The organism is Escherichia sp. MOD1-EC6162 (assembly GCF_002965125.1).
GTDB lineage: Bacteria > Pseudomonadota > Gammaproteobacteria > Enterobacterales > Enterobacteriaceae > Escherichia > Escherichia marmotae.
The window spans coordinates 1-12,924 of the sequence record NZ_PTSB01000034.1 but is presented as its reverse complement, the minus strand read 5'-3'; the positions used below and the strand labels follow the sequence as shown (position 1 = coordinate 12,924).

Here is a 12,924-nt window from a genome sequence, read left to right as displayed (position 1 = left end):
AGGTTATTTATTTCCCATAATGATATTAAATGTTTTTTGATCTGGTAATCCGACAGCCTGCTGTAATGTGTTTTCTGGACTCATGTAATAAATAGCAGGGGTAACATTTGCGCCCAGTTCGTCCATCAACGTCTCGTTGGCACTGAGAATCTTCATCTGTTCAGGTGTGATGCTCCCTGAGAGGTTCAGCTTTAACTTGCCGCCAGATGCCTCATACTCTTGCCACGTTTTTGCCGGATCTTTAGACGCGAGGATTGCCGCCGCGGTGGCCGGGCTTTCTGGTTTTATCACGCCAACCAGCAGAGTACGAATCTGAACTTTACCGGCATCAACCCATGGGCGTGCTTGTTGCCAGAATTGTTTGCAATACGGGCAGAAAGGATCGGCAAAAACATAAACCACGACCGGCGCGTCTTTTTTACCGTCAAGTAACCAGTTTGATTGTTCCATACGCTGCCACATTTCGCGTCCGGCAGGTGCGTAAATCTCTTTTTCAATAAGAGCGTTACTGAGGTTTTCTCCCTTTTCGTTGTACATATAGCCAGAGATGGCATGCTTACCGTCTGGCGTAAGGTAGATAGTGACCCCCATATCCTGATATTTCCCCAGATAACCTTTCATACCGCCTGGCGCATCGAACGATTTAATAATCGTAATTCCCTGTTTTTCAATCGCTTTAACGGGCGCAGGAAGCTCTTCGGCGTAAGCAATTCCTGGGAGCAGGGTAAAAAAAATTATCTTTTTTAACATTGTCTTGTCCTTTTCGTTCAGTGCAAATACACAATAAAAGGCTTAACCTATCACTGTCATAGTTAAGACCTTATCTCAGGTGATTGCCCTTTGTTTATGAGGGTGTTGTAATCCCTCTCGTCGTTGCGATTATCATCGCAACACCGTAGCCTGTTGAACAGGCGCTGAAGATACCAAAGGGTAGTTCAGGTTATGCGGTCACCTGGAAAGGGGACCCATTTTACTTTTTATCGCCACTGGCGATGCAAAGTTCACAAAGTTGTCTTACGAAGGTTGTAAGGTAAAACTTATCGATTTGATAATGGAAACGCATTAGCCGAATCGGCAAAAATTGGTTACCTTACATCTCATCGAAAACACGGAGGAAGTATAGATGTCCTTGATTAACACCAAAATTAAACCTTTTAAAAACCAGGCATTCAAAAACGGCGAATTCATCGAAATCACCGAGAAAGACACCGAAGGCCGCTGGAGCGTCTTCTTCTTCTACCCGGCTGACTTTACTTTCGTATGCCCGACCGAACTGGGCGACGTTGCTGACCACTACGAAGAACTGCAGAAACTGGGTGTAGATGTATACGCAGTATCTACCGATACTCACTTCACCCACAAAGCATGGCACAGCAGCTCTGAAACCATCGCTAAAATTAAATATGCAATGATCGGTGACCCGACTGGCGCCCTGACCCGTAACTTCGACAACATGCGTGAAGATGAAGGTCTGGCTGACCGTGCTACCTTCGTTGTTGACCCGCAGGGTATCATCCAGGCTATCGAAGTTACCGCTGAAGGCATTGGCCGTGACGCATCTGACCTGCTGCGTAAAATCAAAGCAGCACAGTACGTGGCTTCTCACCCAGGTGAAGTTTGCCCGGCTAAATGGAAAGAAGGTGAAGCAACTCTGGCTCCATCCCTGGACCTGGTTGGTAAAATCTAAATTTTCTTCGTCTTTCACGCCATAGCAGTGTTGGCGTCGCTCGCTCACCCCGGTCACTTACTTGTGTAAGCTCCGGGGGTTCACAGGCTAGCCGCCTTGCTCTGACGCGAAATACTTCGGAAATTCACCTAATTAATCGGGTGCTGCGGCACCCGATTTTCTTCCCCGCACCATGATGCAAGCTGCATCCAGGTAGCCGCAGAGGCCGCTTGCATGATGATGTTTAAAGCCCAGGAGATAAACATGCTCGACACAAATATGAAAACTCAACTCAAGGCTTACCTTGAGAAATTGACCAAGCCTGTTGAGTTAATTGCCACGCTGGATGACAGCGCTAAATCGGCAGAAATCAAGGAACTGTTGGCTGAGATCGCAGAACTGTCAGACAAAGTCACCTTTAAAGAAGATAACAGCTTGCCGGTGCGTAAGCCGTCTTTCCTGATCACCAACCCAGGTTCTAACCAGGGGCCGCGTTTTGCAGGCTCTCCGCTGGGCCATGAATTTACCTCGCTGGTACTGGCTCTGCTGTGGACCGGTGGTCATCCGTCGAAAGAAGCGCAGTCTCTGCTGGAGCAGATCCGCGACATTGACGGTGATTTTGAATTTGAAACTTATTATTCGCTTTCCTGCCATAACTGTCCGGACGTGGTGCAGGCGCTGAACCTGATGAGCGTACTGAACCCGCGCATTAAACACACGGCGATTGACGGTGGTACGTTCCAGAACGAAATCACCGATCGTAACGTGATGGGCGTTCCGGCCGTATTCGTGAATGGTAAAGAGTTTGGTCAGGGGCGTATGACGCTGACTGAAATCGTTGCGAAGATTGATACTGGCGCTGAAAAACGTGCGGCAGAAGAGCTGAACAAGCGTGACGCTTATGATGTGCTGATCGTTGGTTCTGGCCCGGCGGGTGCTGCGGCGGCAATTTACTCCGCACGTAAGGGTATCCGTACTGGTCTGATGGGCGAACGTTTCGGTGGTCAGATCCTCGATACCGTTGACATTGAAAACTACATCTCCGTGCCGAAAACCGAAGGCCAGAAACTGGCTGGTGCGCTGAAAGTTCACGTTGATGAATACGATGTTGATGTGATCGACAGCCAGAGCGCGAGCAAGCTGATCCCGGCCGCGGTTGAAGGCGGTCTGCATCAGATTGAAACAGCTTCCGGCGCGGTACTGAAAGCCCGCAGCATTATCGTGGCGACCGGCGCAAAATGGCGCAACATGAACGTTCCGGGTGAAGATCAGTATCGCACCAAAGGCGTAACCTACTGCCCGCACTGCGACGGCCCGCTGTTTAAAGGCAAACGTGTAGCGGTGATTGGCGGCGGCAACTCCGGCGTGGAAGCCGCGATTGATCTGGCGGGTATTGTTGAACACGTTACCCTGCTTGAGTTTGCGCCAGAAATGAAAGCCGACCAGGTTCTGCAGGACAAACTGCGCAGTCTGAAAAACGTCGACATCATTCTGAATGCGCAAACCACTGAAGTAAAAGGCGACGGTAGCAAAGTTGTTGGTCTGGAATACCGTGATCGCGTGAGCGGCGATATTCACAATATCGAACTGGCCGGTATTTTCGTTCAGATTGGTCTGCTGCCGAACACCAACTGGCTGGAAGGCGCAGTAGAACGTAACCGCATGGGTGAAATCATCATCGATGCGAAATGCGAAACCAACGTCAAAGGTGTGTTTGCAGCCGGTGACTGTACAACGGTTCCGTACAAACAGATCATCATCGCCACTGGCGAAGGTGCCAAAGCCTCTCTGAGTGCCTTTGACTACCTGATTCGCACCAAAACTGCATAAGAAGAAGTAAGATTCACCTGCAATTGTTTAGCCGCCGGGGTCAAACCTGGCGGCTTTTTTTCGTTATAGAAAACCCTGCCGGGATGGCTCCGGGCAGGGCACCATAAATACGTTAATTTGTTAACGAACGACTAATACAGGCAGATGGGCGTGGCGGATCACGCTGGAAGCGTTAGAACCTAACAGATGGGTTGAAATTGATGGATTACGCGAACCGATAACCACAACATCCGCATTCAGTTCTTTGGCTAATTCATTCACCTCATCTCTCACGCTACCAAAACGGACATGTGGTTTGATACGGGAGGGATCAATAGTGAAATGACCCACCATTGTCTGCAGGCGCTCTTCCGCCTCATGTTGCAAATGCTCTTCGAAACGACGCACATCGGCAGCAAAACGGTGCAGACTAAGGCTTGCAGCGCCTGGTAATACATGGAGTAAATGAATTACACCATCATCCTGGGCGAGAAATTCAGCGTGACGAACGGCTTTGTCGCTTAATTCCATTTCAAATACGTCTACTGGCATAATGATTGTTTTGTACATAAGCATTCTCTCCTTGCTGTTGCATGCATGCATACATAACATCATATTATTGATTTTAGATCTGTGATTTGCGACGTTGATTTTATATCTATTAAATATTGATGCTTAAAATGTATTCGTGTTGGCACTACCAGTGTTGCTCAAGGTATAGCACCGCTACAACAATTATTGCTGCGATGAAAATATAAAACGCTGTAATACCAAGAGCTTCACTCATAATGGAGTCCGCAGGTTGATAACCTGTTCAGATTAGAACGTAGCGGGGAAGAGCAAAATGATAAATCTGGTTGATATTTGAGCGGAAAGAGGATGCGGACGCATCCTCTGAGCAAAGCGATTTAACGCTTGTGCAGATGGGATTAAAGCAGGTATTCGCCAGCGGCTTCTGGCTGGTATTCGAGTTCCAGCACTTCAAGGTGGGTGGTAACGCCGCCCGGAAGTTCCCAGTGAATGGTGTCGCCAACGCGCAGCCCCAGCAGTGCGGCTCCAACCGGAGCCATAACGGAAAGCTGAGTATTGCTGTCGGTCATTTTGGCCGGATACACCAGCGTGCGCACACGCACTTCGCCATCGCTAAGATTGCGGAATTTAACCCGGCTGTTCATCGTCACCACATCGTGTGGCATATCTTCTGGCGAACACATTTGGGCGCGATCCAACTCTGCGTTTAACGCGTCAGCGACTGGCAAACCGGCGTAGGCGGGTTGCTCCAGCAGAATATCGATGCGTTCGGCATCCAGGTCGTTAATGATGATAGTTGGTCTGGACATTTTTACTCCATGTCGTCGGTACTGCGAGTGTCGCAGATAAACATACCCAAAAGAAAACCCTCACCGTCAGGCGGCGAGGGTTTAACTCATATGATGATACTGGCTGTTGCTCACACTTTGAAGTGATTTACGTCACATTCAGGGAATTCCTCAATGCAGCGCATTATTGTAGAAATCTTAATCGCCATGTTTCATGAAAAACGCACCACAGTGTTTTGCCTGTCAGATTATTGATAGCCCGCTTTATCAATCACAAAGGCTTTGCCACAGTTACCGGGATGTGGTTGTGGCAAGAATGAGTTTGCGGAAAGCGGTGCGTTGATGGCGTCAGCTTTGAGTGAAATCTGGATTTCAGTCAAATATGCCGGATTACCCTGACACGTTAACTTGACCGCTTTGACGTTCTCTTTCCCCCAGCTTTTAGCGAAGGCGGCGTCAAAGTCATTTCGACTCACGGTTTTACCATAGTTTTCAGCGAGAAATTTTCCAGCGTCGCTTTCTTTGATTTCTTGATTCAGACGCACCATCGTGCCGAAGTAAGCGTCCGGATCAAAACCAAAACAGGCGCCGTGTTTCGCATATTCGTAACGTTCCAGGCAGGAACGTCCACCCGCGCCGGGCATCACTTCACTTAGTTTAGCTGCCGTTTCCAGCGACAACCCCGTTTCCGGTGACGAACACATTCGGCTGGCGCGTGCCTCTGGCAAGTTTGGGATTGGGCGGGTGGCGCAGCCAAAGCGCATCCAGCGGCGTTCATCAACACCGCGTGCCGCAACCGACTTTGGCAACCCAGGCCACAGGCCGTGTACGGTCAAGAAATCAGCTTTGTTGGTCGTTTCGGTTTGCAGACGACATTCATCGCGTTCGTTACGATTGCGATCGTGCTGGCTTTGGCAAAATCCGGTTTGCCAGGAAAGAGCCAGCACATAGCGATCAAAATCGCCGTACTGTTTTGCCTGTAACGCCACGGCGTTAGCTGAAGAGAAGGGGAGCAGAGAAGCCGTCAGTAAAGCGGCGTTACGCCAGAATGCTTTCATAATGGGTGTGGGACTCATACATACACTGAATACTATCTATTAAATCATAAAAAAGCCCGCCGGGTGGGCTTACCTGGCGGGCGTGATGATTTATTCAGCGTTTGGCGAACGTATTAGTTCCACATTGCCAGAATTGGCCAGCCAACCAACAGCAACATGGCGATGTAAATGACCCCGAAGATGGCACCCAGACGCCAGTAATCTTTCGATTTCACATAGCCGCAGCCGTAAATAATAACTCCTGGGCCAGTTGCATATGGAGTCAGGCAGCCCATGATACCGATAGACAGAACCAGCAGGATACACAGTTGTTCCATCGGTACGCCCGGAATACCTTTACCGACGGCCAGAATCACCGGCAGCATGGTTGCGGTATGCGCAGACAGGCTGGCAAACAGGTAGTGCGCAAAGTAGAACACCAGAACCAGTACAATCACTGTCGCGTTTGGTGAGAAACCTTCCAGGTGCGTACTCATGGTGTTGGCAAACCAGTCGATAAAGCCAGAACGGGTCAGGCCATTAGCCATGACAACCAGTGTTGCCAGGTTAACCAGCGTGTTCCATGCGCTGTTATAGCGGGTAATGTCTTTCCACGGCACAACGTGCAGCGCCAGCATCAGCGAAACCGCCAGCAGGCCAACAGCAGTGGCGTTAATGACTTCACTACCAAATACCCATAAACCCAAACTAAGCAGAACAAGACCAATCAGCGTCCACTCTCTGCGAGTCAGGCGACCCATTGTTTTCAGTTCGTCACCCGCCCAGGTTGCCACTTCTTCACTATGAGTGACTTCCGGTTTGTACAGTACATAGGAAAGCCACGGCGCAATGATAAGTAAGATAACGCCAACTGGCAGGAAGCAGAGGAACCACTGCAACCAGCTAATCTGGATACCGGCAATTTTGCTGACAAACTCCAGACCCAGCACGTTCGGTGCAGCACCGGTGACAAACATGGAGGAACTCAGACTGGTACTGATGACCATCATCCACATTAAATAACCGCCAATACGACGTGCAGACGGATCGTTCGGGAATGATTTAAACAGTGGCGGCAGGTTTTTAATGACCGGGAAAACGGTCCCACCTGTACGTGCGGTGTTAGACGGTGTAAATGGTGCCAGCAGAATATCGATGATGACAATCGCATAACCCAACGTCAGCGTGCGTTTCCCCATGAATTTCACCAGGAAAAGGGCGATACGACGACCTAATCCGGAAACTTCATACCCTAATGCAAAGATAAATGCGCCAAATACCAACCAGACAGTGGTACTGGAAAAACCAGCCAGTCCCCATTTCAGCGCCTGTTTTTGGGCATTAAAAGCGGGGTTAGCTAATTCTTTGGCGTCAAAGAGCAGATAATTACTGCCAATAACGCAAATAGTTACTGCAATAAAACTGATTGCTGTTGCCGGAATTGGCTCGAGGATCATACCGACAATCATTGCCACAAACACGGCGAAGTAATGCCATGCCTGCGGCGGCATACCGTCGGGTACAGGGATAAGAAACATGACGCCCATCACCACCAGTGGGGCCAATAATTTCCATATCTTATCTTTTGCTAAAGACATACGGGTTCTCCGAAAATTAATATTTCCAAATTTATCAAGTGTTTAAATTTTTAAATCTGTGCTAAAAACCAGGTAAGAATCAGCAGGTCGGCGCTGCCGCCTGGGCTGAGATTTCGTTCGATACACTCCCTGTCGAACTGCCGGAGATAATCGAGATCGGCGGGGGTTCGGATGCCCCCTTTTTGCAATAGTGTTTGCGCCTGGCGTTGTAGCCAGCGCAGCCCCCCTTCGCCACCGCGTGATGCAACGTTGGTATCGCCGTTCATCGCCATCAGCAGCAGTAAGGTATCGAGCAATGCCAGTTCAGGATCTAACCCCTGATCCAGCAGAGTGAGGTAGTGCGGCAGGGCGTGGTTGATCACCAGCGGATAACCCGCTTCGGCTTCGCCGCGCGCGCCGGTTAGGCCAAGTTGTTGATACAACCGTTGACCTGCCGTCAGTTGTTGATTATTGGTACGTAGTTCGCGATCGGTCAGACCGCGGCAGAAACTTGCCGCCGTCGCACAAACGGTTTTGGGCGTTACCGGCTGGTTGAGCTGATGCAAACGACCAATCGCCGCACACAGTAGCCCTAAAGAAAAAATGCTGCCTTTATGGGTGTTTACGCCCGCAGTGGCGCGGAACATATCGCCTTCGCAGGCCATACCAATTGGGCGTAATCCGTTGAGTACCGCTTCCGGTGCCATTTCTGCGCTACAGGCACCAAATTCAATGAAACGCGGTAACCAGCCCTGAATTGCCAGTGCGCTACGGTGGAAATCTTCCAGCGCCATATCTTTGTGCGCACCGCAGTTAATGCGATCCACCAGGCCAGGTTTTGGTGACAGATTGACTTCAGTCAGCATGGCGCGCCAGCCCAGCAGGGCGTAGTCATCGATTAATGACGCAGCAAGCTTTGTGGTTTTAGTTGACGTTGCAGGCATCGACATCGTTCAGCAGCGCCTCCATGCGGTTGAGTAAATCGGTCAGTTGATGGGTTTTCCCACGCGCGCAAACAGCCGCGCTTTGTTCGCACAACAGGCAGCGGCGAGGCGGTAGTGAATAATTGCGGCGGGAGAGAATTTCGCCTTCGGGCGTCAGCACATCGATATCCCACAAACGCCCGAGAGGATGACTATGCTCAAGCTCAATGGTCGCGAGCTTGAGGTCGCGAGCCGGGGCGGCAATGCTCAACATGCCCTCCGGCCCGCTGGCAGAAACCAGTGCAGCCTGCTCCTGAATTTGCCAGCCCTGTTTTGCGGCTAAGGCATGCAGGGCAGTTACGCCATGATTAAAAATACGGCGTGTGACCTCGCTGTCTTTAATCGGCCCAGGCGCAACCACGGTAAAGGAGACCAGTGGAACAGGATGGCGCTTGAGCCAGGCGTGTTGCCGTGCTTGCCTTTCATCCCGGCTGATGAGCAACTCGGGAATCGAAACCGCATGGTGGCTGGCGAGTTCAGGGAGCAGGTGCATGGCTTATTCCTTCACCTGATGTACAACATCAATCACCGAGCCATCGCGGTAACGCACGACGGCAACGACGCGGTCGGTGAATTCAATCGGCTGTGGTTCACCGGTCAGCAGACGCGCACGTTCACGCAGCCACTCAATGGAAACCACTTTAATTCCCGCTTCCTGCAGACGTTCTGCCAGTTCCGGACGTGCCGGGTTAACAGCGATACCGTGGTCGGTGACCAGAATATCGACGCTGGAGCCAGGGGTAATGCAGGTCAGCACGTTATCCACCAGAGTTGGAATACGACCGCGAACCAGTGGCGCGACGATGATGGAAAGCGCAGAGGCAATTGCGGTATCGCAGTGACCGCCGGAAGCACCGCGCAGTACGCCGTCAGAACCAGTCAGCACGTTAACGTTGAACTGGGTGTCAATTTCCAGCGCGCTCAGTACCACTACATCGAGACGATCAACTGATGCACCTTTAGAACCCCAGTTGGCATACTGGTTGGCGCTGATTTCGATGTGATTCGGGTTACGGGCCAGTGATTGTGCGGCGTGGCTGTCAAAGCTCTGTACGTCCAACAGTTTGCGGATCAGACCTTTTTCATGCAGATCAACCATCGTGGCGGTGATGCCGCCGAGGGCGAAATCGGCGCGAATGTCACGGCTACGCATTTTGTCTTCCAGGAAACGCGTTACCGCCAGCGATGCGCCGCCGGTGCCGGTTTGCATGGAGAAACCTTCTTTGAAGTAGCCGGAGTTGACAATCACGTCCGCGGCGCTGCGGGCAATCAGCAGTTCGCGCGGGTTCGTGGTCATACGGGTCGCGCCAGCGCCGATTTTCGCGGCATCACCAACACGATCAACTTTGACGATCAGATCAACCTGATCCTGTTCAATGCTTGCCGGGTTATGCGGATAAGGCAGCAGCTCTTCGGTGAGCATCACGACCTGTTTTGCATTGTCGGCATCGACCATCGCATAGCCGAGGGAGCCGCAGCAGGCTTTGCCAGTGTAGCCGTTGGCATTACCGAACTCATCACAGGATGGGACGCCGAGGAAGGCCACATCGATGTTCAGTTCACCGCTCTGCACCAAATGCACACGACCGCCGTGGGAGTGGATTTGCACTGGTTCAGCCAGCAGGCCACGGGAGATTTCTTCTGCCAGTGGGCCGCGCAGACCGGAAGTATAAATACGGGTTACCACGCCCTGACGAATATGTTCTACCAGTGGCGCGTGGCAATCACTCAGGGAACTGGATGCCAGGGTCAGGTTTTTAAAGCCCATTTTCGCGATGACGTCCATCACCATGTTGACGGTCAGGTCACCACCGCGGAAAGCGTGGTGGAAAGAGACGGTCATGCCATCTTGCAAACCAGAACGACGAATCGCTTCTTCCAGGTTGGCGCACAGTTTGCGATCGCGCGCTTTTTCTGCCTGATAAGTTTGTTTCGGTGAGTTCTGGAAAGCGGCAAGATCGCATTCAGCGTGACGATTCCAGGCCGCTACCCGTTCTTGTCGTTGAGATTGTTCAATTTTATGCGTCATTTTGATTGCCTTATTCTTCGCGGATGCCGGAAAGTTCTGCGCGGGAGAGCACCAGACGGGCGCGATCGATAACCGGACCGTCAACCATCTTGCCGTTCAGAGAAACCACACCGAGGCCTTCGCGAGCAGCGGCTTCAGCGGCTTCTACGACGCGGCGTGCGTGATCCACTTCTTTCTGGGTTGGTGCGTAGAGGTTGTGCAGCAGATCAATCTGACGCGGGTTGATCAGCGATTTGCCATCAAAGCCCAGTTGCTTGATGTGGGCAGCTTCTTGCAGGAATCCGGCTTCGTTGTTGGCGTCGGAATAGACGGTGTCAAACGCCTGAATACCGGCAGAGCGCGCGGCCTGCAAAATGGAGCAGCGAGCAAACAACAGCTCAGTTCCTTCCGGGGAGCGTTCTGTACGCAGGTTGCGCACATAGTCCTCTGCGCCCAGCGCGATACCGATTAAGCGCTCGGAAGCGTGAGCGATTTCTACCGCGCGGGTAATGCCCAGCGGAGATTCAATCGCTGCCAGCAGACCGGTACTACCCGGTTCACGACCGCAGGCTTTTTCAATGCGCAGGATTTCTTTCTCGATATCCAGAACGTCCTGAGCGGTATCGGTTTTCGGCAGACGTACAACGTCTGCGCCGCCGCGAACGACAGCTTCCAGGTCGTTAACGCCCCATTCAGAATCCAGCGCGTTAACACGCACGATGGTTTCGATATCGCGATACAGTGGGTGTTGCAGCGCGTGGTAGACCATGCGGCGAGCGGTGTCTTTTTCGCGCAGTGCCACGGAGTCTTCGAGATCGAACATCAGGGCATCAGCCGGGTAGATGAAAGAGTTGCTGACCATCGCGGCATTAGCGCCAGGTACGAACAACATGCTGCGGCGGGTGCGGGTTTTACGTTGTTGCAACGAAGCGGAAATCATTGGCAATCCTCCCATGGCAGAGCCGGGATACCGCTGGCGCGCGCCAGCAGAGCTTCCAGTCGTGCACGTAAAATGCAGTCCAGTGCGCCTTTGTCATCGACATTTAGCTGTACGCCGCGCACGTTATAGCGGGCAAGAACGTCCAGAATGGTGCTACGAATTGCATCGCCAAACTGTTTCTCAACGCTGCTGTTGATTTGCAGGTCGATATCCTGCGTATCGAGTGGGGCGATGCGTATCATCACATCCCCAGACTCTAGGGTGCCTGCAACGGCGGGCTGGTTTATTTTCATTTTTCACCTGTTTTTTATGCGGGGGTCTTTTGACGAACTGCCGCGTCGTGGCGGGAGTGTTCAAGCAGATTCTGCAAGTAATGCAGCGTGGCTGCCGGGACCAGCGGCGCGATAGCCGTGAGATCGTTTTTCACCAGTAGTTGGCGCACCCGTGAAGCGGATATCGGCATCTCCTGGTAACGCAGTCGCTCAATTTCAACCAGTTCGATGGGCGGTGCTGAGATAGTCGGTGTTTCCAGCCAGTAGCGCATATCCTGGTTGTACTGGGCGGTCACGCGACAATACGGTTCAGTACCGACAAAGCGGTGGGTTACGCCAAGCGCAGGAGCGAGGTACTGACGGAAAATCTTCAGATCAATTTCGGTGTAACAATGGTTAATGACGCTCTGTTCTTTAATGAAGTAGCAAGGGAACGTGGCGCGGGAAATGATGTACTCGGAACCGCGATGCACTGTCAGGCGCGGAATATCAGCGGTGCCTTTCAACACCAAATCCAGCCGGTCTTCATAGGGAAAGCGCGAAGAATCTTCTTTGACTAAAAATAGATGCAGCCAGTCGCACTGTGCTGCGGCTTGTTGAATCAGATAACGGTGGCCGTTAGTAAAGGGATTGGCGTTCATCACTATGCAGCCAATCTTCTTCCCTTCATGACGAAATTTTTTCAGCGATTCAGCATAGCGTTTCAGCCGCGTGGCACTGTTTTCCATCAGTACCATCACGCCTGGTACGCTGGTCAGCGTGGAGAAACCGCACTGGCGGAACAGCGCTTCGTATTCGGTTTTGGTATAAATAAACAGATGTGTGCAGTGCCGTTCATAGGCGAGGTTTATTAGTTCGGTGGCTAATGTCAGCGCCAGTCCTTCACCGCGAACAGATTCACTGATAGCCACGCACTTAATAATATTTCCGGCAATTCCACCGCAAGCGATAAGTTTTTCATTGCGGGTTACGGTAATAAATACTTCGACTGTTGTGTCAACGCTCAAATCATTTTCATGTAGAAATTGCGCGATTTCCGCCATTTTTTTATTTTCTGAACGTTTTACCCGGGTGAAAATATCATTGCCGAACATAATAAGTCGTATCCTGAAGGTATGTATTGTTATCAATTTGCAATGAATGTTGCAAGTTGGTAATCATTTATTTTCAGTTGGGAGAAAGGGCTGCGAGTGAGGTATATCTGTTTCTCCTTTTGCTATACATCCTAAGGAGTATTGCAGTGAGAAATTTTGATTTATTTCACATAGAGTTAGTGGTTTTTTATTTATTTAATGGTTTTAAGTTTTTTAATT

Annotated in this window: 14 protein-coding genes; 2 read left to right on the top strand and 12 right to left on the bottom strand. The window is 51.2% G+C overall.

Annotated elements, in window-relative coordinates:
* Positions 1-3: 3 nt before the first annotated feature.
* Positions 4-750, bottom strand: coding sequence for a thiol:disulfide interchange protein DsbG (gene dsbG / locus A9587_RS20825; protein WP_000913734.1), 747 nt, complete (start codon positions 748-750; stop codon positions 4-6).
* Positions 751-1,123: 373 nt separating this feature from the next.
* On the opposite strand from dsbG, the gene ahpC reads away from it, so the two are divergent.
* On the top strand, positions 1,124-1,687 hold the full coding sequence (gene ahpC, locus A9587_RS20820; RefSeq protein ID WP_000052796.1) for an alkyl hydroperoxide reductase subunit C: 564 nt from the start codon (positions 1,124-1,126) through the stop codon (positions 1,685-1,687).
* Positions 1,688-1,930: 243 nt separating this feature from the next.
* Complete coding sequence (gene ahpF / locus A9587_RS20815; protein WP_010380701.1) at positions 1,931-3,496, top strand: alkyl hydroperoxide reductase subunit F; 1,566 nt, start codon at positions 1,931-1,933, stop codon at positions 3,494-3,496.
* Between the two features lie 120 nt (positions 3,497-3,616).
* Here the strand turns inward: ahpF and uspG are convergent, their stop codons facing one another.
* The 11 genes from uspG to citC all read right to left on the bottom strand — a co-directional run bounded on the left by uspG (position 3,617) and on the right by citC (position 12,705).
* Positions 3,617-4,045 carry a universal stress protein UspG gene (uspG, locus tag A9587_RS20810; protein WP_001515959.1) on the bottom strand — a complete coding sequence of 143 codons (429 nt, stop codon included), beginning with the start codon at positions 4,043-4,045 and terminating at the stop codon, positions 3,617-3,619.
* A 127-nt stretch (positions 4,046-4,172) separates the two neighbouring features.
* Positions 4,173-4,262 (bottom strand): small membrane protein YldA, encoded by a 90-nt coding sequence (gene yldA, locus A9587_RS25720; protein ID WP_353889723.1) that lies wholly within the window; start codon positions 4,260-4,262, stop codon positions 4,173-4,175.
* Between the two features lie 142 nt (positions 4,263-4,404).
* Positions 4,405-4,815, bottom strand: coding sequence for a nucleoside diphosphate kinase regulator (rnk, locus tag A9587_RS20805; protein ID WP_000089740.1), 411 nt, complete (start codon positions 4,813-4,815; stop codon positions 4,405-4,407).
* A 227-nt stretch (positions 4,816-5,042) separates the two neighbouring features.
* The gene (rna, locus tag A9587_RS20795; RefSeq protein ID WP_010380708.1) at positions 5,043-5,852 is read right to left on the bottom strand and encodes a ribonuclease I; all 810 of its coding nucleotides are present in this window, start codon (positions 5,850-5,852) and stop codon (positions 5,043-5,045) included.
* Between the two features lie 113 nt (positions 5,853-5,965).
* Complete coding sequence (gene citT, locus A9587_RS20790; RefSeq protein WP_000050312.1) at positions 5,966-7,429, bottom strand: citrate/succinate antiporter CitT; 1,464 nt, start codon at positions 7,427-7,429, stop codon at positions 5,966-5,968.
* Positions 7,430-7,479: 50 nt separating this feature from the next.
* A complete protein-coding gene (gene citG / locus A9587_RS20785; protein ID WP_000062439.1) occupies positions 7,480-8,358 on the bottom strand; it encodes a triphosphoribosyl-dephospho-CoA synthase CitG in 879 nt (292 codons plus the stop codon).
* Positions 8,333-8,884, bottom strand: coding sequence for a citrate lyase holo-[acyl-carrier protein] synthase (gene citX / locus A9587_RS20780; protein WP_000550392.1), 552 nt, complete (start codon positions 8,882-8,884; stop codon positions 8,333-8,335). Before citX ends, citG begins: the two co-directional genes overlap by 26 nt.
* Before the next feature lie 3 nt (positions 8,885-8,887).
* The gene (gene citF / locus A9587_RS20775; protein WP_000149038.1) at positions 8,888-10,420 is read right to left on the bottom strand and encodes a citrate lyase subunit alpha; all 1,533 of its coding nucleotides are present in this window, start codon (positions 10,418-10,420) and stop codon (positions 8,888-8,890) included.
* A gap of 10 nt (positions 10,421-10,430) precedes the next feature.
* Positions 10,431-11,339 (bottom strand): citrate (pro-3S)-lyase subunit beta, encoded by a 909-nt coding sequence (citE, locus tag A9587_RS20770; protein WP_000622357.1) that lies wholly within the window; start codon positions 11,337-11,339, stop codon positions 10,431-10,433.
* Positions 11,336-11,632, bottom strand: a complete 297-nt coding sequence (gene citD / locus A9587_RS20765; protein ID WP_000700699.1) for a citrate lyase acyl carrier protein — start codon at positions 11,630-11,632, stop codon at positions 11,336-11,338. The genes citE and citD overlap by 4 nt, the downstream gene beginning before the upstream one ends.
* A gap of 14 nt (positions 11,633-11,646) precedes the next feature.
* Entirely contained in the window at positions 11,647-12,705 is a 1,059-nt protein-coding gene (gene citC, locus A9587_RS20760; protein ID WP_000467718.1) for a [citrate (pro-3S)-lyase] ligase, read from the bottom strand.
* Positions 12,706-12,924: the final 219 nt, after the last annotated feature.

What these genes read in the sequence shown, in the direction of transcription:
- dsbG (WP_000913734.1), bottom strand. Translation starts at nt 750, where the DNA reads ATGTTAAAAAAGATAATTTTTTTTACCCTGCTCCCAGGAATTGCTTAC.
- ahpF (WP_010380701.1), top strand. Translation starts at nt 1,931, where the DNA reads ATGCTCGACACAAATATGAAAACTCAACTCAAGGCTTACCTTGAGAAA.
- citT (WP_000050312.1), bottom strand. Translation starts at nt 7,429, where the DNA reads ATGTCTTTAGCAAAAGATAAGATATGGAAATTATTGGCCCCACTGGTG.
- citD (WP_000700699.1), bottom strand. Translation starts at nt 11,632, where the DNA reads ATGAAAATAAACCAGCCCGCCGTTGCAGGCACCCTAGAGTCTGGGGAT.
- citC (WP_000467718.1), bottom strand. Translation starts at nt 12,705, where the DNA reads ATGTTCGGCAATGATATTTTCACCCGGGTAAAACGTTCAGAAAATAAA.
- citX (WP_000550392.1), bottom strand. Translation starts at nt 8,884, where the DNA reads ATGCACCTGCTCCCTGAACTCGCCAGCCACCATGCGGTTTCGATTCCC.
- citF (WP_000149038.1), bottom strand. Translation starts at nt 10,420, where the DNA reads ATGACGCATAAAATTGAACAATCTCAACGACAAGAACGGGTAGCGGCC.
- citE (WP_000622357.1), bottom strand. Translation starts at nt 11,339, where the DNA reads ATGATTTCCGCTTCGTTGCAACAACGTAAAACCCGCACCCGCCGCAGC.
- uspG (WP_001515959.1), bottom strand. Translation starts at nt 4,045, where the DNA reads ATGTACAAAACAATCATTATGCCAGTAGACGTATTTGAAATGGAATTA.
- citG (WP_000062439.1), bottom strand. Translation starts at nt 8,358, where the DNA reads ATGTCGATGCCTGCAACGTCAACTAAAACCACAAAGCTTGCTGCGTCA.
- yldA (WP_353889723.1), bottom strand. Translation starts at nt 4,262, where the DNA reads ATGAGTGAAGCTCTTGGTATTACAGCGTTTTATATTTTCATCGCAGCA.
- ahpC (WP_000052796.1), top strand. Translation starts at nt 1,124, where the DNA reads ATGTCCTTGATTAACACCAAAATTAAACCTTTTAAAAACCAGGCATTC.
- rnk (WP_000089740.1), bottom strand. Translation starts at nt 4,815, where the DNA reads ATGTCCAGACCAACTATCATCATTAACGACCTGGATGCCGAACGCATC.
- rna (WP_010380708.1), bottom strand. Translation starts at nt 5,852, where the DNA reads ATGAAAGCATTCTGGCGTAACGCCGCTTTACTGACGGCTTCTCTGCTC.